Raw genomic sequence first — 21,730 nt, 5'->3', positions numbered from 1 at the left:
CTTTATTTAACGCCAGCGGGCTGGTCGTGAGCGCCGCTTTGTCGATAATGTGGCAACCTGACGGGGGGATGGCTACACTGTCGCCCCTTTTTGCCACCGCAGACAGAAATAAGGACATTGGCGTCATGCTGTTCCATGGATTGGTCTTCAAACCCTGGCGGATCTGGACCCGTCGCCCGCTCTGGTTGAAGACCCTGCTCGGCATGCTGACCGGGATAGGTCTGGGGCTCTGCTTCAGTGAGCAGGCCCTGCTGCTCAAGCCCATCGGCGTCCTGTTCGTCAACACCATCCAGATGCTGATGGTGCCCCTCATCTTCTGTTCCGTCCTGGCAGGCCTCACCGCCCTGCTCAAGGGCAAGCGGCTCGACCGCATCGCCGGCAAGGCCATCGGCTTCTATCTCTGCTCCACCGCCGTCGCCATCTGCATCGGCCTGATGATGGGCTGGCTGCTGGAACCGGGCATGGGCGCCAATATGGGTCCTTATGAACGGGGCGCCATGGCGCAGCAACCTACCCTGGCCAGCGTGCTGAGCCACCTGGTGCCGCGCAACCCGGTGCAGGCCATGGGCGATGGCAAGATATTGCAGGTGATTGTGTTCGCCGTGGCCCTCGCTCTCGCCCTCAACGCCACCGGACGACGCGGCCGCCCCGCCATCCTGTTCTTTACCTCCCTGGCAGAGGGAATGTTCAAGCTGACCCAGATGGTGATGGCCCTGGCCCCCTATGGCGTCTGCGCCCTGATGGCCTGGATGACCGGCAAGTACGGCGTCAGCCTGCTGTTGCCGCTGCTCAAGGTGATCGGCGCCGTCTACCTCGGCTGCCTGCTCCACGTGCTCGGCGTCTACAGCGGCCTGCTGCTCCTGATGGCGCGCCTCAACCCGTTGCACTACTTCAAGAGCATCGTCGATGCCCAGGCGGTAGCCTTCACCAGCAGTTCAAGCAGCAGCACCCTGCCCATCAGCCTGGCCTGCGCCGAACGCAGGCTCGGGGTCTCCCCCGCCATCACCGCCAAGGTGCTGCCCATCGGTGCCACCATCAACATGGATGGCACCGCCCTCTATCAGGGAGTCACCGCCCTGTTCGTGGCCCAGGCCTTCGGGGTGGATCTGCATCTGGTGGACTACCTGACCATCATCAGCATCGTCACGCTGGCCAGCATCGGCACGGCGGGCACACCCGGTACCGGGCTGATGCTGCTGACCCTGACCCTCACTGCCGTGGGACTGCCGCTGGAAGGAGTGGCACTCATCGCAGGCATAGACCGGATCCTCGACATGGCGCGCACCACGGTCAACGTCTCCGGCGACATCCTAGTCTCCGTGCTCATCGCCCGCAGCGAGAAGGAGCTGGATCTCGCCACCTACCACGATGCCCATGCGGGGGATGACATCGACTTCACCCTGCGCTGAGGGCGCGAGGGGCGTTCAATGATCCTGGGGATCGTGATGGCAGCGCCAGCAGATATCGAAGTTGGCGCCGTTCTCCTCCCCGCACTGGCCGCACAGCCAGCCGTTGCCCTGGCGCTGCTGGTAGCGCTCGATGATCCGGCCCGCCCGCTGACGATCCCGCTCGTTCACCATCAGGGTCACTTGCAGCAGATCCACCGGCAGCTCCCCGAGCGCGCCGGAGAGCCCTTCGCCGCTGAGGCGCACCCTGACTCCCTCTACCTCCAAGGCCCCTTTCAGGGCATGCGCCTCCAGGGAGTGAGAGGCGCGATACAAGTTAATCCACTGATCCATACGTTGTCCTCGAAACCCTTGCCAGTGCCGTCATCACCAGCACTACCATCATTCCAGGGCGAGCATCTTCCGGGAGCGAGATGCCCGATACAGATTCATCCACCGCACCATCGTTGTCCTCGAAACCCTTGCCAGTGCCATCATCACCAGCACTACCATCATTCCAGAGTGAGCATCTTCCGGGAGCGAGATGCCCGATACAGATTCATCCACCGCGCCATACGTTGTCCTCGAAACCCTTGCCAGTTCAATCATCGCCGCATCGGGCTCTTCACAGCAGCTTGTCGATACCGTAAGCCGGGCCGTTGGCCACCAGAAAATCGATGAATGCCCTCAGCTTGCGCGGCATCAGGCGCCGCTCGGGAAACAGCAGGTAGATGGGTACCCTGGGTTGCTGCCACTCCGGCAGCAAGGAGACCAGCGTCCCGTTCGCCAGCTCATCATGGCACAGCATGGCGGGCAGGGAAGCCAGCCCCAGCCCCGCCTTCGCCGCCTCCCTGGCACAGGTGATGTTGTTGACCTGGAAGCGGGACGGGGGATCCACCAGCACTTCGCGATCATCCAGCTCGAAACACCAGTGCGAGGCGAGGAACCCCGTGCTGACCGCGATCCGCTCGTGATGCACCAGATCGGCGGGCCTCTGGATCACCGGGTGGCGCGCCAGATAGTCCGGGCTGGCGCACAGCAGCCGCTCGGTGCTCCAGAGACGCCGCGCCGCCAGGTTGGAGTCGCTCATGTCGCCGACCCGCACGATGGCATCCAGCCCCTCGCTGATGGGATCCACGATGCGGTTGGTCAGCTCCAGCTCCACCTTCATGCCCGGATAAGCTTGCAGGAAGTTCGCCACCAGCCTGCCCACCACCAGCTGTCCCGTCTCGATGGGCACCGCCAGCTTGAGGGTCCCCGTCACCTCCTGCTGGCTGGCACTGAGCATCAGCTCGGCCTGGGCCAGCTCCTCCACCGCCTTGCTGCAGCGTAGATAATATTGTTCACCGGCTTCCGTCAGGGTGAGCTGCCGGGTGGAGCGATAGAGCAGCCGCGCGCCGAGACGCTGCTCCAGCTCGGCAATGCGGCGGCTCACTGTCGCCTTGGTCATGCCCAGCTCCTGGGCAGCGGCGGTAAAGGAGCCCTTGTCGACGATACGAACGAGGATTAAGGCAGCATTCAGGTCCATTGTTTCACCAGTGAAACTGTATATCTCATGAATGGATACTAATCGAAACAGTTGCACGATGTTAGCCTGCCCGCCACAGTTCAGGAAAACCAATATCATGAGTCAACACAAGAAGATCCCCCTGCTGGCCGCCCTGGTGCTGGCCCTGCTCGGCCTGCTGTTTGCCGGTTACTGGTATCTGCATGGCCGCTACTTCGAGAGCACCGACAACGCCTACCTGCAAAGCGAGGTGACCGGCATCGGTTCCAAGCTCTCCGGCTACATCAGCGAAGTACTGGTGACCGACAACCAGGCGGTGAAGGCCGGCCAGCTCATCGCCCGGCTCGACGACCGCGAATACAGGACCAAGGTGGCGGAGGCCGAGGCCGATCTGCACCTCAACCAGGCGACGGCGGATAACCTCGCCGCCACCCGTATCCAGCAGCTGAGCCTCATCCGCCAGGCCGAGGCAAAAGTCAGCTCGGCCAACGCCGAGCAGGTCCGGGCCCAGCAGCAGGTGCGCCGGGTCAGCCAGCTCAATGAGCGTCACTACAGCTCCCAGGACAGCCTGGACGAGGTACGTGCCGGCTTGCAGGTCAACCAGGCCCAGGCACTGGAGGCCAAAGCCGCCTTGCAGGCCGCCCGCGAGCGGCTGCTGGTGCTGGATGCCGAAGCCAAGCAGAACCAGGCCAGGCTGGCATTGAGCGAGGCCCAGCTTGAACAAGCCAGGCTGGAACTCGGCTACACCGAGCTGCGAGCCCCGGCTGACGGCATCATCGGCAAGCGCAGCCTGCGGGAAGGGCTCTACGTCCAGTCCGGTATGCAGGTGGCCAGCCTGGTGCCCCTGAGCCAGGTGTGGGTCGAGGCCAACTTCAAAGAGACCCAGTTGCAGCACATGCAGCCGGGCCAGAAGGTGGAGGTGATCCTGGATGCCTATCCGGATCAACCGGTCGAGGGGATCATCGACAGCCTCTCTCCGGCCACCGGCGCCAAGTTCGCCCTGCTGCCGCCGGAGAACGCCACCGGCAACTTCACCAAAATCGTGCAGCGGGTGCCGGTCAAGATCAGCATCCCGGATCCGGGCGCCCTGGCGGGCAAGCTGCTGCCCGGCCTCTCCACCGAGGTGATCGTCGACACCCGCACCCCTGATCCCGTGGTGGCCGCCCACTGATGGACGCCATACCACGCCGCAACTGGATCGCGGTCATGGGGGGCCTCATCGGCGCCTTCATGGCCATCCTCGACATCCAGATCACCAACGCCTCCCTGAAAGACATTCAGGGGGCGCTCTCGGCCACCCTGAGCGAGAGCTCCTGGATCTCCACCTCCTATCTGGTGGCGGAGATGATCGCCATTCCGCTGAGCGGCTGGCTGAGCCGGGGACTGAGCGTGCGGCGCTACCTGCTGTGGACCACGGGCGCCTTCATCGTCGCCTCCGTGCTCTGCTCGTTCAGCTGGAACCTCACCAGCATGATCGTCTTTCGGGCGCTGCAGGGCTTTACCGGCGGGGCCCTGATCCCCATGGCCTTCTCCCTCATCGTCAGCCTGCTGCCGCTGCACAAGCGAGCCACCGGCATGGCGCTATTCGGCCTGTGCGCCACCTTCGCCCCCGCCATCGGTCCGACCCTGGGGGGCTGGCTGACGGAGCAGATGTCCTGGCACTACATCTTCTATCTGAACGTGCCGCCCGGCTTGCTGGTGATGGCCATGCTGGCCCACGGACTGGACAGGAAGCCCGTGGACTGGGAGGTGATCAAGCGGGTGGATCTCATCGGTATCCTCACCATGGCGGTGGGGCTTGGCCTGTTGGAAGTGGTGCTGGAAGAGGGCAACCGGGAGGACTGGTTCGGCTCGAGCTTCATCGTGCGGCTCACCGTCATCTCGGTGGTGGCCCTGGTGTTCTTCGTCATCAGCCAGTTGCTGCGCCGCCACCCCCTGGTCAACCTGCGGCTGCTGCACAACCCGCGCTTCGCCCTGGCCTGCTTCGCCTACCTGGTGCTCGGCATGGGGTTGATGGGCTCCATCTATGTGCTGCCCCTCTACATGACCCAGATCCACAACTACAACGCCCTGGAAATCGGTGAAGTGCTGATGTGGATGGGGTTGCCCCAGTTGCTGGTGCTCCCCCTGGTGCCCAAGCTGACCCACAAGATAGATCCGCGCTATCTGGTGAGCTTCGGCTTTCTGGTCTTCGCCATCAGCTGCTTCATGAACGTGAACATGAACGCCGACTACGCCGGGCCCCAGCTGATCCAGTCCCTCATCGTGCGGGCCCTGGGGCAGCCCTTCATCATGGTGCCCCTCTCCCTGGTGGCGACCGCCAGCCTGACGCCGGACGAGATCCCCTCTTCCTCGACCCTGCTCAACGTGCTGCGCAACCTGGGGGGCGCCTTCGGCATCGCCATCATCGCCACCCTGATCGACAACGACACCCGGACTCATGTCAGCCAGATCGGCAGCACCCTTACCGCCACCAGCATCGAGGGGCAGGCCTATCTGATGCAGCTGGCCCAGACCATGATGGCCCAGGGAGCCGGGCCGGAGCAGGCCCAGTTGCAGGCCCGGGCCATGCTGTCGAACACCATTAGCCGCGAGGCGGCCATCATGGCCTACAACCAGGTGTTCTACGTGATGGGTATCTTCCTGCTCGTCGCCAGCGCCCTGATGCTGCTGCTCAAGCAGCCGGCCCCGAGGGCCCCTGACGCAGAACCGGTCGAGGCGTGAAAGGTGGGGATCACATAGCAAAACGGGCCAGAAGGCCCGTTTTTCATGGCTGCCCGCCGGTCAGCCCGCCAGGGAGGCGGCGATCAGGAACTGTGCCGCGAAGTAGCTGCTCATGATCCAGGCCGTGGCATGGGGGAAGGGGCGGCGGAATCTGTCCAGCGCCAGCATGCTGTCGGAGAAGAGGAACATCAGCGCCCCCACCAGGGCGGCGGCGCTGCCGGCAGTGAGAGAGGCATGCCAGGCACCGGCGGCCACCCAGGCCATGGCGATGATCACCAGCATGTAGCAGAAGACGGGGATCCTCATCTCGCCGAGCTGGCCCCACAGGAGCCCGAACACCATGCCGGCCACCAGCAACAGCAGCAGGCCGTCCACCAGCTTGAGCACCAGGGGCCCCTGGGCGAAACCGACGATGTAGCAGAGGTGAGCGACAAAAAATGCCGCCAGCCCCTGGATGAAGCGATCCCGTGGCAGCATCAGCAGCACGTCCCCCGCCAGCGACAGGCAGAGACCGAGCAGGATCCAGGCGTGGGAGCCGTTGTGATCGTCGCTCTGGTAGCCAAACGCCAGGGCGATGATGAACAGCATGGTCAGGGGTTTGCTGATGTAGAACTGACGGGAGTCTGAGCCGTAAGCCGCGCGGATGTGCCACCAGCCCGATGCGATGATCAAGAAACTCAATAACATGCCCTGCTCCTCACCGGCTGCTCACCCTGGGGCGGCAACCTCTTTAGTGCCCGCAAGAGTAGCAAATTCCCCCGGCCAGTGGCAGAGGCTGAAGCAGATTGCACCCTACACCTAAAGTCTAATTGCCCCCATCCCCGCCCTCGGGCATAAGAGACAGTTCTGGAGGATCACCATGGAAGACGCTATGACCAACTACCTGCCCGCTATCGACATCATGATGTGCCATCTTGGCATCAGCTTTGAACAGGCCTGCGAGCAGCTTGGCCTCAGCCCGCAGGAGCAGCAGACCCTCGACCAACTGCAAAAACAGAAGCAGACCCAGTCCAACTGATGCCCTGGACTGATGGCCCGAAGCGGCCGGCATCACAGCCCAGCATAAAAAACGGCGCTCGAAGGCGCCGTTTTTTATTGGGTGATGATCAGGGTCGAGCGACCCGGCGGCGTTGCAGCCAGACCACGGCCCCGAACAGCAGGAAGCCCGGCAGCCACATCAGCTCCTTGGGCCAGCGCTCGGTGGGCGCCTTGACGCTCAGGATCTGCTGATCCATCTCCAGCCCCAGATCGGCGGCCTGGCTGCCGAAGGTGACGGTGTCGATCAGGATCTTGCCGTCCTGCTCATAGGTCTGGATCCCCAGCTTGGCCAGACGGTCCTCACCACTGACGCCCGAAGGCACCGGCAGCAGCACGGTGAAGCGGCGCAACTTGCCCACCGCATCTTCCCCTTCCATGCGCAGGCGCAGGGTGCTTTCAGCCTCCACCTGCCCCATGGTCTGGACCAGCTCGGCCGGGGCGGTGTCGCGATACGGGTCGTGCAGCAGATCCATCCAGAAGCCTGGACGGAACAGGGTGAAGGCCACCAGCAGCAGCAGCACGCTCTCGTACCAGCGGCTCTTCACCAGGAAGAAGCCCTGGGTGGCGGCAGCGAAGATCAGCATGGCGATGGTGGCCACGATGAAGATCAGCACGCCATGGGCGAAGTCCACGTTGATGAGCAGCAGATCGGTGTTGAAGATGAACAGGAACGGCAGCGCTGCGGTACGCAGGCTGTAGTAGAACGCCGTGATCCCGGTCTTGATGGGGTCGCCCTTGGAGACGGCGGCCGCGGCGAACGAGGCCAGCCCCACCGGCGGGGTCACGTCCGCCATGATGCCGAAGTAGAAGACGAACAGGTGCACCGCGATGAGTGGCACGATGAGGCCGTTCTGCTGACCCAGGGTGACGATCACCGGCGCCAGCAGGCTCGATACCACTATGTAGTTGGCAGTGGTCGGCAGCCCCATGCCGAGGATGAGGCTCAGCAGCGCGGTGAGGATCAGCATGAGCAGCAGGTTGCCCATGGAGAGGAACTCCACCAGATCCGCCAGTACCAGGCCGACGCCGGTCTGGGAGACGGCCCCGACGATGATGCCGGCAGTGGCGGTGGCAATGCCGATGCCGATCATGTTGCGGGCACCGGCAATCAGCCCCTCGCGCAGGTCCACCACGCCATCGGTGAAGGAGCCGTAGTCATGCTTGCCGTCGGTGCGCAGCCAGTTCAGCAGCGGTCGCTGGGTCAGCAGGATGATGATGAGCATCACCGAACCCCAGAAGGCCGACAGGCCGGGGGAGAGGCGCTCCACCATCAGACACCACACCAGCACCACCACGGGCAGCAGGAAGTGCAGGCCGGAGAGCAGCACGGCGCGGGTCTCGGGCAGCTCGTCCAGTGGCTTGTCCGGGTCTTCCGCCGGCAGCGGCGCGTTGCTCGCGGCGATCTTCAGCAGTCCCAGGTAGGCGACAGCCAGCAGCACGCTGATCCCCGGCAGGGCATAGTCACCCAGTACCGGCTTGAGCCAGCCCAGACCGTAGTAGACCGCCATGGAGAGGCCGCTGATGAGGGCGGCACCGAAGGCGAAGCCGGTCAGGCGACGCAGCCAGGGGCGCGGCTGACGGTTGCCGATGGGCTGCATCCCGAGCTTGAGCGCCTCGAGGTGCACGATGTAGAGCAGGGCGATGTAGGAGATGGCTGCCGGCAGGAAGGCGTGCTTGATGATCTCCACATAGGGGATGCCCACGTATTCCACCATCAGGAAGGCAGCAGCCCCCATGACCGGCGGCATGATCTGGCCGTTGACCGAAGAGGCCACTTCCACCGCGCCGGCCTTCTCCTTGGAGAAACCGACCCGTTTCATCATGGGGATGGTGAAGGTGCCCGTGGTCACCACGTTGGCGATGGAGGAGCCGGAGATGACGCCGGTCAGTGCCGAGGCGACCACGGCCGCCTTGGCCGGGCCGCCGCGCAGGTGACCCAGCAGGCTGAAGGCGAGCTGGATGAAGTAATGGCCCGCACCGGCGCGCTCGAGCAGGGCGCCAAACAGCACGAACAGGAAGACGAAGCTGGTGGAGACCCCAAGGGCGATGCCGAACACCCCTTCGGTGGTGATCCACTGGTGGTTGGCCAGCGCATGCAGGCTCACCCCGCGGTGGGCCAGCAGGGAAGGCATCCAGGGACCGGCCAGGCTGTAGGCCAGGAAGACGATGGCGATGACCGCCAGGGCCGGGCCCAGGGCACGGCGGGCCGCTTCCAGCAGGAGCGGGATGCCGACGCAGGCCACCGCGAAGTCCATGGTGGTCAGGTTGCCGGGACGCTGGGCAAGCTCCTGGTACATCACGAACAGATAGCTGGCGACGGCGGCACCGACGAGGCCGAGGGCGATGTCGGCAAGGGGAACCCTGTCTCGCGGTGAGCTGCGCATGGCGGGGAACACCAGGTAGGCGAGCAGGATGGCGAAGGCCAGGTGAATCGAGCGTGTTTCAGTGTCGTTGAGGACGCCGATGCCGAGGGAGAAGGGCAGCGGCGAGGCAATCCAGAGCTGGAACAGGGACCAGATCAGCGCAAGACCCGCGATGATCCAGCTCATGGGGCCGACGGGCAGCCTGGCGCCGACGTCCTGGGCGATCAGCTCCTCGGCCGAGAACGCCTCTTGTTGTTGTGTTTGCTGCATAGTGTGACTCTGTAGGTACTGCAATAAATGAGACTCGCTCCCCCGAAGGAGGAGCGAGTCCGGGGCACATCCGAAGACGCAGCCGGATTACATCCAGCCACGTTCCTTGTAGTAACGCACAGCGCCTTCATGCAGCGGAGCGGAGAGACCCACCTTGATCATGTCGGCTTCCTTCAGATCCGCGAAGGCCGGGTGCAGGCGCTTGAAGCGGTCCAGGTTGTCGAACACGGACTTGACCAGCTGGTAGACCACTTCCGGGTCAGCCTTGGCGCTGGTGGAGAGCACCGCCTTGCCACCGATGGACGGAGTCGGGTTCGGGCTGCCCTTGTAGAGACCACCCGGGATCTCGGCCTTGCTGTAGTAGCTCTTCTCGGCCAGCAGCTTGTCGATTTCGGGGCCGGTGACCGGCACCAGCACGGTGTCCGTGGTGGTGGAGGCTTCCTGGATGGCGCCGTTCGGGTGGCCGACGAAGTAGCTCATGGCATCGATGTTGTTGTCACCCAGGGCAGAGGCCTGCTCGGCGGGTTTCAGTTCGGAAACCAGGCTGAAGGCGGATTTGTCCCAGCCCTTCACGGCCATGATCTCTTCAAAGGTGTCACGCTGACCGGAACCCGGGTTGCCGATGTTGACGCGCTTGCCCTTCAGGTCGTCGAAGCTGGCTACCTTGGCGTCCTTGCGGGCCAGGATGGTGAACACTTCGCTCTGCAGGGAGAAGACGGCGCGGATGTCATCCATCGGACCTTCGGCCTTGAACGGCTCGACGCCCTTCATCGCCTTGTACTGGTGGTCGGACTGCATGATGCCGAAGTTGAATTCGCCGGAGCGGATGCCGTTGACGTTGGCAACACCACCGCCACTGGCCGGGGCGTTGCACTTGATCTGGTGATCGGCGGCGCCGCGGTTGAGGAAGCGGCAGATGGACTGGCCCGCCACGTAGTAGACGCCGGTCTGACCGCCGGTGCCTATGGTCACGAAGCGCTCCTGCGCTTGCACCGGACCACCAAACGACACACCGACCAGAGCCGCCGACAAGGCGCACGCCAAGGATAATCCTTTCATGTTCTTCATCCTTTTCATTGATTTATTTCACCCGTTTCCCGGGAGAATATGAGACAGACCCGCATCAAGACTGGGTTCGCCTATACGACCTCGTACGAGGAAATGGTCGAGCGGCACGCGCCCTTCCAAAAGCCACCATCATCCTGCGGTGAGATAATCAGCGTCATGCCGATCGGAGGTGATCTGACCAGAAACGGGTCAGTTCAAAAGCATTAACGCTCCGATTAAGCACATAACACCAACATAAATCAAACAAAACAGCAAAATGGCGGATTTAAATAGCGAGAAGTTTGAAGCGGATCATTCATTTCTCAAGGGCAGATTAATTACATGAACTATCAAAGGGAAGCAATAAAAAGCACGCCCAGATTCTTTCGCAACCCTTGACTGGCAAGGATTAGATACCTGGTCCGTTATATCGCGAAATGCATATTGAACAGCATAAACACGACGTTAATGACGCTTTTGTCGCCAAGATGCAAAAACCCCGATCCGGGGCTGCCGGAACGGGGTTTGGTAACAAGCTGATTTCATTTGGGCCCGGCCATCACGCCTTGCTGCCAGCCAGCTCCAGAATGAAGGCGAACTCCAGGGCGATGTCCTCATAGGCCTTGAAACGGCCCGACTTGCCGCCGTGACCGGCCTCCATGTCGGTGCTGAGCAGCAACTGGTTGTCGTCCGTCTTCAGCTCACGCAGCTTGGCCACCCACTTGGCCGGCTCCCAGTACTGCACCTGGGAGTCGTGCAGCCCCGTGGTCACCAGCAGATTCGGGTAGGCCTGGGCCTTGACCTGATCGTAGGGGCTGTAGGCCTTCATGTAGTCGTAGTAGCGCTTCTTGTTCGGGTTGCCCCACTCGTCATACTCCCCTGTGGTGAGGGGAATGGACTCGTCCAGCATGGTGGTGACCACGTCGACGAAGGGCACCTGGGCCACCACACCGCGATAGAGCTGGGGCGCCTGGTTGATGACGGCCCCCATCAGCAGGCCGCCGGCGCTGCCTCCCATGGCATAGACCTGATCCCTGGCGCCGTAGCCTTGCGCCACCAGCGCCTCGGTCACGTCGATGAAGTCGTTGAAGGTGTTCTGCTTCTTGAGCAGCTTGCCCTCTTCATACCAGGTGCGGCCCAGCTCCTCGCCACCCCGGATATGGGCGATGGCGTAGACGAAGCCCCGGTCCAGCAGGCTCAGGCGTGAGCTGCTGAAGTCCGGGTCCATGCTGGCGCCGTAGGAGCCATAGCCGTAGACCAGCAGGGGATTGGTGCCTGCACCACCCCCTGCCTTCTTGAACTTGTCCTTGCGATAGACCAGCGACACCGGCACGGCTACGCCGTCACGGGCGGTGATCCAGAGCCGCTCGCTGGCATATTGCGCAGGCACGAAGCCCGCCACCGGCTGCTGCTTGAGCAGGGTCCGCTTGCCGCTGTCCATGTCCAGCTCGTAGGTGGAGGACGGCGTGGTCATGGAGGAGTAGCCATAGCGCAGGGCGCTGGTGTCCGGCTCCGGGTTGTAAGCAAGCCAGGTGACATAGGCGGGATCGTCGAAGGCGATCTCCTTCTGTTCGCCGCTCTGCCAGTTGACCTGACGCAACCGGGTCAACCCCTGACTGCGCTCCTCCAGCACCAGCCAGTCCCTGAACAGGGCATAGCTCTCCAGCAGAACGTCCGGATTGGGGGCGATCACCGCCTTCCAGCGATCCACCGGACTCTCCTTGGTCTCGTAGAGGCCGAAGTTCTTGCCGTCCTTGTTGGAGCGCACATAGAAGCGGCCGCGGTAGTGATCCAGGCTGTATTCGTGATCCACCTGACGGGGCAGGAACAGGCGTGGCGTCTGGCCCGGCACATTGGCATCGATGAGGCGCGCCTCGCTGGTGGTGGTGCTGGAGAGGGAGATGACGATGAAATCTTCCGAGGTGGTGGCGTAGAGGCTCACATAGAAGGAGTCGTCCTTCTCCTCGTAGACCAGGGTATCCTTCGCGGGATCCGTGCCCAGCTCGTGGCGATAGACCTGGTAGGGCAGCAGGGTCTTGGGGTGCTTGCGCACATAGAAGACCGTCTTGCTGTCGTTGGCCCACACCAGGTTGCCGGAGGTGTTCTCGAGGGTGTCGGCGGCCCAGGCGCCGCTCTCCAGATCGAGGAACTGGATTCTGTATTGACGGCGGGAGAGATAATCTTCCGCCACCGCCAGCCAGCGGTTGTTGCGGCTCACCTCGAGCGCCCCCAGGGCATAGAACTCGTGGCCTTCGGCGCGCTGGTTGCCATCCAGCAGCAGGGCGGGCGCCCCGTCCCCTTCCACCTTGCTGCGGGAGTAGATGGCGTACTCCTTGCCCGGCTCGTAACGGGTCTGATAGCGGTAGCCGTTCTTCACATAGGGGACAGACTCGTCCTGCTGGGGAATACGGGCCACCATCTCCTTGTAGAGCTGCTCGCGCAGCGGCTTGATCGGTGCGAGCATGGCCTCGGTGTAGGCATTCTCGGCCTTGAGATAGTCCAGCACCTCGGGCTTCTGCCGCTCGTCGTCACGCAGCCAGTAGTAGTTGTCGACGCGCGTGTCCCCGTGTTTTTTCAGGGTATGGGGGTGCTTGGCAGCCACCGGGGGGACAATGACAGGCTGGGTGGAAGTATCGCTTGTAGGCATGGCGGACTCTTCGTTGGCATGGGAACAGGGCGCAGCAAGCAGGCAAGCCAGCAGCAACCCCCGGGAAAAGGTGAACATGTCGCATCCTTTGCGCTGTCACAGGGCAGCCCCTCCCGCTGGTGCTGCACGCATCCAGACGGCACACCGGCAGGCAGTGGGAAAAGCGTCCCTGAGAAAATAAAAATTGGCGATCAATCTGCCCCTTGTCGCCCGGGGTTGCAAGGGCTCCCCGGACATTCCCCCCCCAAATCGACGAAAAAGGGCCGCCATCTCGCGATGGCGGCCCTCCTCCCTGACCGTAGGCGACACGGGTTCGCTCAGGTGTGCCTCACATGATGGAAGTGTGTCTGCTCACGGTCAGCATCCATCAGCCGGGGTAGCTCGACCAGACTTTGGTCGCGCCCTCGTCACTGATGCTCAGCACCTGATAGGGCTGACCCGGAATATCCATGCCCGGCGCACTCTGGGGCATCCCCGGAATGGTCAGACCGCGGATCGCCGGTTTTTCCTTGAGCAGCTTCTGCACGTCGGCAGCGGGCACATGCCCCTCCACCACATAGCCGTTCACCACCCCGGTGTGGCAGGAGGCCAGCTGCGGGGTGATGCCATGCTGCTGCTTGATCGGGTCAAGCTGCTCGGTTTCCACGACCTTGACCTCAAAGCCGTTCTCTTCCATGTGCTTGATCCAGGTCTTGCAGCAACCGCAATACTGGGACTTGTAGACGGTCATCTGCCCGGTTGCCAGAGCAGAAAAACTGACGGTACCGGCCAGCACGGCCAGTAACAGGGACTTGTACATATCTCACCTCGGTTAAGAAGAAATGCCCGGAAAGGGAAACTCGACTCAGCCGTGGTGACGGGGCGGACGCTCGAGACGCTCCAGGGGCGCCTCCGGCATGAACAGAGAGGGAGAGAGGAATGTCGGCCTGTCGGGCTCAAGCCGGGCAACCGTCAGGCTGTCGTTGGTGAGCACCGTCATGGCGAGCGCCGAGGTGAAGCTGCCGCAGGGCATGGCTTTTTCCAGGGTACGCTCGCTCTGGCTGCAATGGGGCGTCAGGGTACAGAGATCGGTGGCCGCACGGCTGCCAAACGACATCAGCACCAGCACCAGACTCCACAGGGGGAGCCAGCGGCGGGCGCGAGCGAGTTGGCGACGGGTCAGGACCATGAGACGACTCAATGACGAAAGAGGGCCTATGGTAACCCTTGGCCCAGGGGGAGGGTCAACCCCTCCCCCGTTTGCATCAGGGTTGCTGACGGGTGGCTGCCAGCACGATCTCCCGCACGCAGACGTTGGCCGGCTGGTGCCAGGCGTAGAGCACGGCGTCGGCGATCACCTCGGGTGCAATGACGCCTCCCATCTGATCCTTCCAGTCGTGATAGCCCGCCTTGATGCTCTCGTCCGTGGTGTGGCTGAGCAGCTCGGTCTCCACCGCGCCCGGAGCGATGGTCACCATCCGCACGCCCACATCGGCCACCTCTTCCCGGATATTCTCGGTCAGGGCGTGAACGGCGAACTTGGTGGCGCAGTAAGCGGCATGGTTCGGGAAGGTCTTGCGACCGGCGATGGAGCTGATGTTGATGATGGTGCCGCTGCGGCGGGCCTTCATGCCGGCCAGTACCGCATGCACGCCATTCAGAACCCCCATCACGTTGATGTTGAGCATCTGCTGCCACTCGGCGGGATCCTGCACGTCGGCCTGTCCCAGCAGCATGACGCCGGCATTGTTGACCAGACATCCCACCGGGCCGAATTGCGCCTCCGCCTGCGCCACGGCGGCCTTCATGGCGGCGGTGTCGGTGACATCGACCCCGATGCAGAGGGTATCGGGCAGGTTCAGCGCCTGCATGGGCTCGACCCGGCGGGCCAGCAACAGCAGCGGATGGCCGGCGGCGGAGAAGGCGCGGGCAATGGCGGCACCGATCCCGGCGGACGCGCCGGTGATCACCACGAGGGACTTGGACATGGAGTTTTCCTTCTGATGCGTTGAAATGGGCGTCAAACAAGGGCTGGCCAGCACGGGACCCAGTCACTATAGTCGCTACATCCATCGGCGATAAATATAGTTTTCCGCTGGTTATCATCTGAATTAACTATGGTATCCCCATGCTGGACCTGAGATTGCTGCGCTTCTTCATCGCCATCTATGAAGAGAAGAACATCACGGCGGCGGCAGCCCGCTGCCACGTGAGCCAACCCTCCCTCTCCGCCGGCCTTCGCCAGCTCGAAGAGAGCCTGGGGGACAGCCTCTTCATCCGGGGCAAGAAGGGGGTGGAAGCGAAGGCTCCGGCCCACTATCTCTATCCCCACGCCGTCAAGCTGGTGGAAGAGGCGCGTCGCCTGCCGACTCTGTTTCGCCAGAAGGCGACGCGTGCGAGACTCAACATGGCCATCATGCCCGACCTCAGCCGCCGTCGGCTGGCGGGATTGCTTCGGCGGGTGCAGGGGGTACTGCCCGAGCTGGATCTCACCCTCTCCGATTACGGCACCCCGGCCGACTGCCGGCTGACCCTGGATGCCCTGCGCCGGGAGGACGAGATCTTCCTGCCGCTCTGGGAAGAGGAGTACGTGCTGTGCGTTCCCAGGAGACACCCTCTTGCGGGCAGGGCGCGTATCGAGCTGGCTGAGTTGCAACACCATGATTTCATTGAGTGTCCCCCCTGCGAAGCCCATCAGCAAACCATAGGCCTGCTGGCCTGTGACCGGCTCACCCTCAATCTGGTGGCCAAGGCCGAGAGCAAGGGGCTGGTGATGGCGCTGGTGCTGGCCGGAGTGGGCATCAGCTTCCTGCCCGACGGGCTGGTGGAGGACGAAGCGGGCCTGTGCACCCTGCCCGTGAGCGGCCCCCGGATGTTCCGCCGCATCGGCCTCTGCTACCCCGCCCACCAGACCCTGAATCCGGCGCTGCGCGCACTGATCCCGGAACTGGCGGGCCAGGGAGCTTCTTGATAACGTTTCAGCTCACAGTCTGTCGCATGTGCCGGCAGCAGACCCTCTTCAGGAATCCCATGAAACGCATTCTGGTCATCTTTTCACACCCGGCGCTGCAGAGTTCCCGGGCCAACAAACAACTGCTGCACGCCATCGAGGGGCTGGAGGGGATCACCCTGCACGATCTCTGCCAGCGCTATCCGGACATGTTCATCAACGTGAAACGGGAACAGGCCCTGCTGGCGGAGCACGACATCATCGTCTTCCAGCACCCCTTCTACTGGTACTCCTGCCCGGCCATCATGAAAGAGTGGATGGACCTGGTGCTGGAGTACGGCTATGCCTACGGCCCCGAGGCCCATGCCCTCAACGGCAAGCAGTGGCTCAGCGCCATCACCACGGGGGGCGCGCCCGAGTCATATTGCAGCGAGGGCTACAACCAGCGCCCGCTGCTCGACTTCCTGCTCCCCTTCCAGCAGACCGCACAGCTGTGCGGCATGCGCTGGCTGCCCCCTTTCGTGCTGCACTCCTTCCACAAACTCGAGGATCCCGAGGCGCTGCGCCGCTGCGGCCAGGACTATCGCCAACTGCTGTGCGCCCTGCGTGACGAGCAGCTGACCCCGGCCCAGCTGGCCGAAAGCCCCTATCTGCGCGATCTGCTGGGGGTACTCCCATGACACACACTCGATCCGGGCGCAGGCCCGGCCAGCCCTCACCGGCATTCATCATGTTAAGGAGGAGCCGCTGATGGGACATGGATTGCTGTTTGATGCCCTGATCTACCTCTCGGCGGCGGTGATCGCCGTCCCGCTGGCCAAGCGGTGGGGGCTGGGCTCTGTCCTTGGCTACCTGCTGGCGGGGATCATCATAGGTCCCTTCCTGCTTGGTCTGGTGGGCGAGCAGAAAGACGTGATGCACTTCGCCGAGTTCGGGGTGGTGCTGATGCTGTTTCTGGTCGGTCTGGAGCTGCGCCCGGCCCTGTTGTGGCAACTGAAAGGGCCCATCCTCGGCACCGGTGGTCTGCAGGTGCTGCTCACCAGTGTCGCCCTGACCGGGGTGGGTTATCTTTTGGGTCTGCCCTGGCAGCAGGGGCTCGCCATCGGTCTCATTCTTGCGCTCTCCTCCACCGCCATCGTGCTGCAGAGCCTGCAGGAGCGCAAACTGATGCAGAGCGAAAGCGGCCGCTCCGCGTTTGCGGTGTTGCTGTTCCAGGACATCGCCGTCATCCCCATCCTGGCGATCCTGCCGCTGCTGGCCATCGCGCCGGTCGCCAGCAGCGGCAGCTCAGAGCTGGCAGGCTGGCAGCACGGCCTGCTGGTGGTGGCCGCCATCGCCGGCATCGTGCTGGGTGGTCATTACCTGATGCGGCCGGTGTTTCGCGCCATCGCCCAGTCCCACATGCGGGAGATCTTCGTCGCTGCCGCCCTGCTACTGGTGATCGCCATCGCGGTGCTGATGGAATCCGTCGGCCTCTCCCCCGCCCTCGGCTCCTTCCTCGCCGGCGTGGTGCTGGCGGACAGCGAATACCGCCACGAGCTGGAAGCGGACATTGAGCCGTTCAAGGGGTTGCTGCTCGGCCTCTTCTTCATGTCGGTGGGTGCCGGCATCGACTTCAGCCTCTTTGCCGCCCATCCCCTGTTGATCCCGGCACTGGTGATCGGTCTGATGGTGCTCAAGTGGCTGGTGCTGATGGGGCTCGGCTTTGTCATTCGCCTCTCCCCTAACCAGCGCTGGACCTTCGCCCTGGCCCTGGCCCAAGGCGGGGAGTTCGCCTTCGTGCTGTTCTCGTTCGCCGCCCAGAACAAGGTACTGCCGGGCAGCACCATCTCACTGCTGACTCTGGTCGTCGCCCTCTCCATGGCGCTGACACCGCTGCTGCTTATCCTCAACGATCGGGTGATCCAGCCCTGGTTCGACTACCGCAACCAGAGCGACACCCCCGAACACGAACAGCCCGAGCTGGTGGAACACCCGGTCATCATCGCCGGCTTCGGTCGCTTCGGTCAGATAGTGGGGCGTCTGCTCCACGGCCATGGTATTGGCACCACCATACTCGAGCAGGATGCCAGCCAGATAGAGATGCTGAGAAAGTACGGCTACCAGGTGTTTTATGGGGATGCCAGCCGACTCGACCTGCTGCACGCGGCCGGCGCCCACAAGGCCAAACTGCTGGTGCTCTCCCTCAATGACCCGGCCACCTCCCTCGAAGTGATCGAGATGGTGAAAAAGCACTTCCCGCACCTCAGAATACTGGCCCGTGCCCAGGACAGACCCCATGCCCACGAGATCCTGCGCCACGGGATAGACAGCGTGCACCGCGAAACCCTGGGATCGGCCGTGGATCTTGGAGTAGAAGCACTCACCCTCTTGGGGTTCAGGGCCAATCAGGCCTGGCGTGCGGGACAGATGTTCAAGCAGTATGACAACCGACTGCTGCGGGAACAGGTCAACTACCTGGACGACGAGCACACCTATATCAACAAGAGCCTGCAATACCGCGACATCCTCTCCGACCTGCTGCAAGACGATCAGGAAGGACAGGAGCGTACCCACGCCCATCAATGGAACAGCGGTCTGCCCGACAACGACAAGGAAGCAACATGATTGCCTATTACCCCATGCTCAAACACCTTCACATGACCCTGGCCCTGGTCAGCCTGCTGCTCTTCCTCTACCGCTGGAGCCTGGCGCTGGCGGGCAGCGGGCGGCTGCAACAGAAATGGTTGAAGGTGCTGCCCCACATCAACGACACCTTCCTGCTGCTGTTTGGCGTGCTGCTGGCGGTGACCCTGCAGATGAGCCCTGGCCAGCAGCCCTGGTTGATGGCCAAGCTGATTGCCCTGGTGATCTACATCGGCCTGGGCGTCATGGCGCTCAAGCGCCCTGCCCGCGGTCAGAAGCTGGTGGCCGGAGTGGCCGCTCTCGCAGTATTCGGCTACATGGTGGGCGCAGCCATCACCAAATCAGCCTGGTCCTGGCTGGCATAACGACGTGTCGAGGTGGGGGCCCGTCCCCCACCTCCTTCCCACCTCCCCCTCCTTACTGCTTCCATTTCCTTCCTGTCACCCTGGTCGCGAGCATCCTCGCAAGGCTTGTTTGCAATAAAAAAAGGGCTCAAACAACCCCTTTTTATTGCTTTTTTGTTTTATTTATCAACGCCTTGGTTCTTCATGTATGAAAATGGCGACAGTTGTCGCAGCAAAACTTGCGACATAGACTGTCGCAGGCCATGGCTAGGATACACTCAACGCTAAACCAGTGAAGGCATGCACCATGAGTAAGAAGCTGTTACGACAACTGACCTTGGCGCGTTGCATCCCGCACCGCCCTTACAAGCTGACCGCCAGCCAACTCCAGGTAAAACTGGAAGAGGAAGGCATTCACGTCAGTCTCCGTACCGTGCAACGGGACCTGGAAGAGATGTCCGGCATGGGACTGTTCGACCTCACCTCCGATGAGCGCAGCAAGCCTCATGGCTGGTGCTTCGAGCGCCATGGTCTCAATGACTTTGCCAACATCATGCCGCTCTCGCTGGCAGTGGCCCTGAAAACCTGGAGCGACCAGGCGAGCCAACTGTTGCCGGCAAGCGTGCTGACCGAATTGAACCCGCTGATCGACAAGGCTGGTCAGGTGATCCGCGACAGCCAGAGCGAACTGGCCGAGCGCTGGCTGGAGAGCGTGCACCAGTCACCTCGCCCCTTCGCCGGCAATCCGGAGATCCGCCGCAGCACCCTGATCCGCGACGCCCTCTGGCGTGGCCGCAAATTCAGCGCCGAGATCCAGCGTGTCATCAAGGAGCGTACTGTCTGGCTCTGCTATGACCGAATCAATCCCCTCGGCATCCTGAACCAGCCCGATGGCCCCATCCTGCTCTGTACCCTCTCCGAGCTGGATCCCAAGGTCTACGGCATTCCGTTCGATCACATCAAGAACGTGGAGTTGACCAACTTCAGCGCGACCCAGCCGAAGGACTTCAATATCCAGAAGCTGATCCGCGACCAGGGTTATCAGGACGTCAGCGGTCCGATCCGCTTCGTCGGGCGCATCGATGCCAACTGCCCGACCCTGATCGATGGACAAATCCCGGGGCATAACCCGCGTATGACCCGTTACGACAAGCGCAGCGTGGTGGTGGAGACCGAAGTGCAGGATACGCCCGAGTTCCGCTCCTGGCTGAACAACATGAGCGGCAACCTGGAGGTGCTTGCACCCGAATCACTCCGCAAGGCCTACCCGACTCCTGGGACAAGGGTCAGCTAAAGAAACCAGCAGACAATACAAAGCCGAGATTTATCTCGGCTTTTGTCTACTTTTAAAGCATAAGTATTCAATTAATTTTGAACTCTTACACCCCTGATTGAAGCGGCTGTACCATCGTTTTCCTACCGATTTCTGCTTGTAAGAGATCTGCCATTCCCCCTGTAAGACCCCTCAGTGTTGAACCGTACGTGAAGCCATCCCGCACTGGGTATGCTTTCCACGGAAACTATCTAAATAACTGATAAAAATAGATAATATTCAACATCAGCCCATTTCTGTACCACATGTCACGGAGCTCAATCCGATTGCACACCTTGTTCGAGCCTGCAATTGCCTTAGTATGGGTCTCACAAGGACGAGCTGATTCGGCAGGATGCAGAAACAGCGCATAAACAAGGAATAGCCTGCAGGATGTGGGCAAGGAACACCTCGGGATGGGGTTGATAGCCAGGATGGTTATCACAAGGAGCGACAGGACAACCGCAGGATGCGGTAGTTGGATACCTCGGGATGAGGTTGAGTGGCACGGATTGTCGCTCATCAAGGATGAAAGGACACCGCAAGACGCGGTCAGGAACAGCTTCAAGATGAAGCGTGATAGCCAGGATGGTTATCAGTCAGGATGACGCAGGAACACCACGGGATGTGGTAATGGACACCTCCAGGAAGGAGAGGGTGAAGCAATCAGGACAGATTGCCAGGCTAGGAAGGCCACAGGACACCCCAACGGATTGGGAAGGGGAATTTCCAAAGGAAAGGATAGCGTCAAGGATTGCAGGGAGCATGGCAGTTCAGGGAATGGACGAAATGACTTGAGGGGACAGCATCTGCTGTCCCCTTTTCTTTTGTGCACCCCTTGCTCGCCACACAACAGAAAATGGAATCAGCCTGAGCGGTCCTACAACATCACGCTTTTACCAGATATCGTCTGCATCCTGGATAACCTCATCAGATTCAGCCACAGTAGCGCACCTTACCTTTCCTGCGCCCTCCCTCGTCTATGCCACTAGGCCCTCAGAACGCAGCAGATCAGCCGCAACCAGCCAGGATATTTCCTGGTGACTAACTCCAGGTAGCGATGGCCACTGACTTCTGCTCAGCCAGGCAGATTGTTGAGTCATCCCTGAACTGTCTATATGTGTGACCACGAATAAAGCATGAATGCCATTCTATAGGGCGGGGATTGTCGTAGGGGGGTGATAACCCAACCAAGCTACCTGCTACTGAGGATGAGAGACTAGGCAAATGTCAGATAGCAAAAAGGCCTTCCCGATAGGGAAGGCCTTTCAATTTAGTGGCGGAGCGGACGGGACTCGAACCCGCGACCCCCGGCGTGACAGGCCGGTATTCTAACCGACTGAACTACCGCTCCGCATTCGGTTAGCTTTCGCTAAATCTTTTGCTGCTTGTTTGTGAGGTGTCATCCTCGCAGCCAGTCATGTGATTCTTCACATCACCGTTTAATTGGGTGCCTGGCAGTGTCCTACTCTCGCATGGCGAATGCCACACTACCATCGGCGCTACAGCGTTTCACTTCTGAGTTCGGCATGGGGTCAG

At 62.0% G+C, this 21,730-nt stretch carries 18 protein-coding genes and 1 tRNA gene; 9 read left to right on the top strand and 10 right to left on the bottom strand.

The window, feature by feature from the left end; genetic code table 11:
• Positions 1 to 125: 125 nt before the first annotated feature.
• Positions 126 to 1,409, top strand: a complete 1,284-nt coding sequence (locus AB5Y89_RS13485; RefSeq protein ID WP_128271424.1) for a dicarboxylate/amino acid:cation symporter — start codon at positions 126 to 128, stop codon at positions 1,407 to 1,409.
• 15 nt (positions 1,410 to 1,424) lie between these two features.
• Here the strand turns inward: AB5Y89_RS13485 and AB5Y89_RS13480 are convergent, their stop codons facing one another.
• Entirely contained in the window at positions 1,425 to 1,739 is a 315-nt protein-coding gene (locus tag AB5Y89_RS13480) for a DUF2007 domain-containing protein (RefSeq protein ID WP_010672587.1), read from the bottom strand.
• A gap of 271 nt (positions 1,740 to 2,010) precedes the next feature.
• Positions 2,011 to 2,913 carry a LysR family transcriptional regulator gene (locus tag AB5Y89_RS13475; protein ID WP_010672586.1) on the bottom strand — a complete coding sequence of 301 codons (903 nt, stop codon included), beginning with the start codon at positions 2,911 to 2,913 and terminating at the stop codon, positions 2,011 to 2,013.
• 97 nt (positions 2,914 to 3,010) lie between these two features.
• Between AB5Y89_RS13475 and AB5Y89_RS13470 the strand changes: the two genes are divergently transcribed.
• Positions 3,011 to 4,063 (top strand): HlyD family secretion protein, encoded by a 1,053-nt coding sequence (locus tag AB5Y89_RS13470; RefSeq protein WP_045522985.1) that lies wholly within the window; start codon positions 3,011 to 3,013, stop codon positions 4,061 to 4,063.
• Positions 4,063 to 5,616, top strand: a complete 1,554-nt coding sequence (locus tag AB5Y89_RS13465; RefSeq protein WP_368223967.1) for a DHA2 family efflux MFS transporter permease subunit — start codon at positions 4,063 to 4,065, stop codon at positions 5,614 to 5,616. Before AB5Y89_RS13470 ends, AB5Y89_RS13465 begins: the two co-directional genes overlap by 1 nt.
• 60 nt (positions 5,617 to 5,676) lie before the next feature.
• On the opposite strand, the gene AB5Y89_RS13460 is transcribed toward AB5Y89_RS13465, so the two are convergent.
• Complete coding sequence (locus AB5Y89_RS13460; protein WP_010672583.1) at positions 5,677 to 6,303, bottom strand: lysoplasmalogenase; 627 nt, start codon at positions 6,301 to 6,303, stop codon at positions 5,677 to 5,679.
• Positions 6,304 to 6,475: 172 nt separating this feature from the next.
• Between AB5Y89_RS13460 and AB5Y89_RS13455 the strand changes: the two genes are divergently transcribed.
• Complete coding sequence (locus AB5Y89_RS13455; protein WP_005332188.1) at positions 6,476 to 6,634, top strand: hypothetical protein; 159 nt, start codon at positions 6,476 to 6,478, stop codon at positions 6,632 to 6,634.
• 88 nt (positions 6,635 to 6,722) lie between these two features.
• On the opposite strand, the gene AB5Y89_RS13450 is transcribed toward AB5Y89_RS13455, so the two are convergent.
• The 6 genes from AB5Y89_RS13450 to AB5Y89_RS13425 form a co-directional block, all read right to left on the bottom strand.
• A complete protein-coding gene (locus tag AB5Y89_RS13450; RefSeq protein WP_113978373.1) occupies positions 6,723 to 9,287 on the bottom strand; it encodes a TRAP transporter permease in 2,565 nt (854 codons plus the stop codon).
• An 87-nt stretch (positions 9,288 to 9,374) separates the two neighbouring features.
• On the bottom strand, positions 9,375 to 10,346 hold the full coding sequence (locus AB5Y89_RS13445) for a TAXI family TRAP transporter solute-binding subunit (protein ID WP_045523000.1): 972 nt from the start codon (positions 10,344 to 10,346) through the stop codon (positions 9,375 to 9,377).
• 547 nt (positions 10,347 to 10,893) lie between these two features.
• Positions 10,894 to 13,059: an oligopeptidase B gene (locus AB5Y89_RS13440; protein WP_049637321.1), complete on the bottom strand. Its 2,166-nt coding sequence runs from the start codon at positions 13,057 to 13,059 to the stop codon at positions 10,894 to 10,896.
• Positions 13,060 to 13,348: 289 nt separating this feature from the next.
• On the bottom strand, positions 13,349 to 13,780 hold the full coding sequence (locus tag AB5Y89_RS13435; RefSeq protein ID WP_010672577.1) for a DUF411 domain-containing protein: 432 nt from the start codon (positions 13,778 to 13,780) through the stop codon (positions 13,349 to 13,351).
• A 45-nt stretch (positions 13,781 to 13,825) separates the two neighbouring features.
• A complete protein-coding gene (locus AB5Y89_RS13430; RefSeq protein ID WP_324021211.1) occupies positions 13,826 to 14,149 on the bottom strand; it encodes a hypothetical protein in 324 nt (107 codons plus the stop codon).
• A 76-nt stretch (positions 14,150 to 14,225) separates the two neighbouring features.
• Positions 14,226 to 14,948 carry an SDR family oxidoreductase gene (locus AB5Y89_RS13425; RefSeq protein ID WP_042881944.1) on the bottom strand — a complete coding sequence of 241 codons (723 nt, stop codon included), beginning with the start codon at positions 14,946 to 14,948 and terminating at the stop codon, positions 14,226 to 14,228.
• A 140-nt stretch (positions 14,949 to 15,088) separates the two neighbouring features.
• Between AB5Y89_RS13425 and AB5Y89_RS13420 the strand changes: the two genes are divergently transcribed.
• The 5 genes from AB5Y89_RS13420 to AB5Y89_RS13400 all read left to right on the top strand — a co-directional run bounded on the left by AB5Y89_RS13420 (position 15,089) and on the right by AB5Y89_RS13400 (position 20,173).
• The gene (locus AB5Y89_RS13420) at positions 15,089 to 15,931 is read left to right on the top strand and encodes a LysR family transcriptional regulator (protein WP_368223966.1); all 843 of its coding nucleotides are present in this window, start codon (positions 15,089 to 15,091) and stop codon (positions 15,929 to 15,931) included.
• 59 nt (positions 15,932 to 15,990) lie between these two features.
• Positions 15,991 to 16,590 (top strand): NAD(P)H-dependent oxidoreductase, encoded by a 600-nt coding sequence (locus AB5Y89_RS13415; protein ID WP_323951052.1) that lies wholly within the window; start codon positions 15,991 to 15,993, stop codon positions 16,588 to 16,590.
• A 70-nt stretch (positions 16,591 to 16,660) separates the two neighbouring features.
• On the top strand, positions 16,661 to 18,517 hold the full coding sequence (locus AB5Y89_RS13410) for a monovalent cation:proton antiporter-2 (CPA2) family protein (RefSeq protein WP_010672573.1): 1,857 nt from the start codon (positions 16,661 to 16,663) through the stop codon (positions 18,515 to 18,517).
• Complete coding sequence (locus AB5Y89_RS13405; RefSeq protein WP_039040394.1) at positions 18,514 to 18,900, top strand: SirB2 family protein; 387 nt, start codon at positions 18,514 to 18,516, stop codon at positions 18,898 to 18,900. Before AB5Y89_RS13410 ends, AB5Y89_RS13405 begins: the two co-directional genes overlap by 4 nt.
• Before the next feature lie 286 nt (positions 18,901 to 19,186).
• Entirely contained in the window at positions 19,187 to 20,173 is a 987-nt protein-coding gene (locus tag AB5Y89_RS13400; protein WP_029313511.1) for a YafY family protein, read from the top strand.
• Positions 20,174 to 21,468: 1,295 nt separating this feature from the next.
• On the opposite strand, the gene AB5Y89_RS13395 is transcribed toward AB5Y89_RS13400, so the two are convergent.
• Positions 21,469 to 21,545 (bottom strand) — tRNA-Asp (locus AB5Y89_RS13395).
• Positions 21,546 to 21,730 lie beyond the last annotated feature (185 nt).

Origin of the sequence: Aeromonas sp. s4 (assembly GCF_040907855.1) — a bacterium.
GTDB lineage: Bacteria > Pseudomonadota > Gammaproteobacteria > Enterobacterales > Aeromonadaceae > Aeromonas > Aeromonas caviae.
Note: the sequence above shows the minus strand (reverse complement) of the source record. Positions and strands in the feature narration are given on the sequence as shown.

What these genes read in the sequence shown, in the direction of transcription:
- AB5Y89_RS13485 (WP_128271424.1), top strand. Translation starts at nt 126, where the DNA reads ATGCTGTTCCATGGATTGGTCTTCAAACCCTGGCGGATCTGGACCCGT.
- AB5Y89_RS13480 (WP_010672587.1), bottom strand. Translation starts at nt 1,739, where the DNA reads ATGGATCAGTGGATTAACTTGTATCGCGCCTCTCACTCCCTGGAGGCG.
- AB5Y89_RS13475 (WP_010672586.1), bottom strand. Translation starts at nt 2,913, where the DNA reads ATGGACCTGAATGCTGCCTTAATCCTCGTTCGTATCGTCGACAAGGGC.
- AB5Y89_RS13470 (WP_045522985.1), top strand. Translation starts at nt 3,011, where the DNA reads ATGAGTCAACACAAGAAGATCCCCCTGCTGGCCGCCCTGGTGCTGGCC.
- AB5Y89_RS13465 (WP_368223967.1), top strand. Translation starts at nt 4,063, where the DNA reads ATGGACGCCATACCACGCCGCAACTGGATCGCGGTCATGGGGGGCCTC.
- AB5Y89_RS13460 (WP_010672583.1), bottom strand. Translation starts at nt 6,303, where the DNA reads ATGTTATTGAGTTTCTTGATCATCGCATCGGGCTGGTGGCACATCCGC.
- AB5Y89_RS13455 (WP_005332188.1), top strand. Translation starts at nt 6,476, where the DNA reads ATGGAAGACGCTATGACCAACTACCTGCCCGCTATCGACATCATGATG.
- AB5Y89_RS13450 (WP_113978373.1), bottom strand. Translation starts at nt 9,287, where the DNA reads ATGCAGCAAACACAACAACAAGAGGCGTTCTCGGCCGAGGAGCTGATC.
- AB5Y89_RS13445 (WP_045523000.1), bottom strand. Translation starts at nt 10,346, where the DNA reads ATGAAAGGATTATCCTTGGCGTGCGCCTTGTCGGCGGCTCTGGTCGGT.
- AB5Y89_RS13440 (WP_049637321.1), bottom strand. Translation starts at nt 13,059, where the DNA reads ATGTTCACCTTTTCCCGGGGGTTGCTGCTGGCTTGCCTGCTTGCTGCG.
- AB5Y89_RS13435 (WP_010672577.1), bottom strand. Translation starts at nt 13,780, where the DNA reads ATGTACAAGTCCCTGTTACTGGCCGTGCTGGCCGGTACCGTCAGTTTT.
- AB5Y89_RS13430 (WP_324021211.1), bottom strand. Translation starts at nt 14,149, where the DNA reads ATGGTCCTGACCCGTCGCCAACTCGCTCGCGCCCGCCGCTGGCTCCCC.
- AB5Y89_RS13425 (WP_042881944.1), bottom strand. Translation starts at nt 14,948, where the DNA reads ATGTCCAAGTCCCTCGTGGTGATCACCGGCGCGTCCGCCGGGATCGGT.
- AB5Y89_RS13420 (WP_368223966.1), top strand. Translation starts at nt 15,089, where the DNA reads ATGCTGGACCTGAGATTGCTGCGCTTCTTCATCGCCATCTATGAAGAG.
- AB5Y89_RS13415 (WP_323951052.1), top strand. Translation starts at nt 15,991, where the DNA reads ATGAAACGCATTCTGGTCATCTTTTCACACCCGGCGCTGCAGAGTTCC.
- AB5Y89_RS13410 (WP_010672573.1), top strand. Translation starts at nt 16,661, where the DNA reads ATGGGACATGGATTGCTGTTTGATGCCCTGATCTACCTCTCGGCGGCG.
- AB5Y89_RS13405 (WP_039040394.1), top strand. Translation starts at nt 18,514, where the DNA reads ATGATTGCCTATTACCCCATGCTCAAACACCTTCACATGACCCTGGCC.
- AB5Y89_RS13400 (WP_029313511.1), top strand. Translation starts at nt 19,187, where the DNA reads ATGAGTAAGAAGCTGTTACGACAACTGACCTTGGCGCGTTGCATCCCG.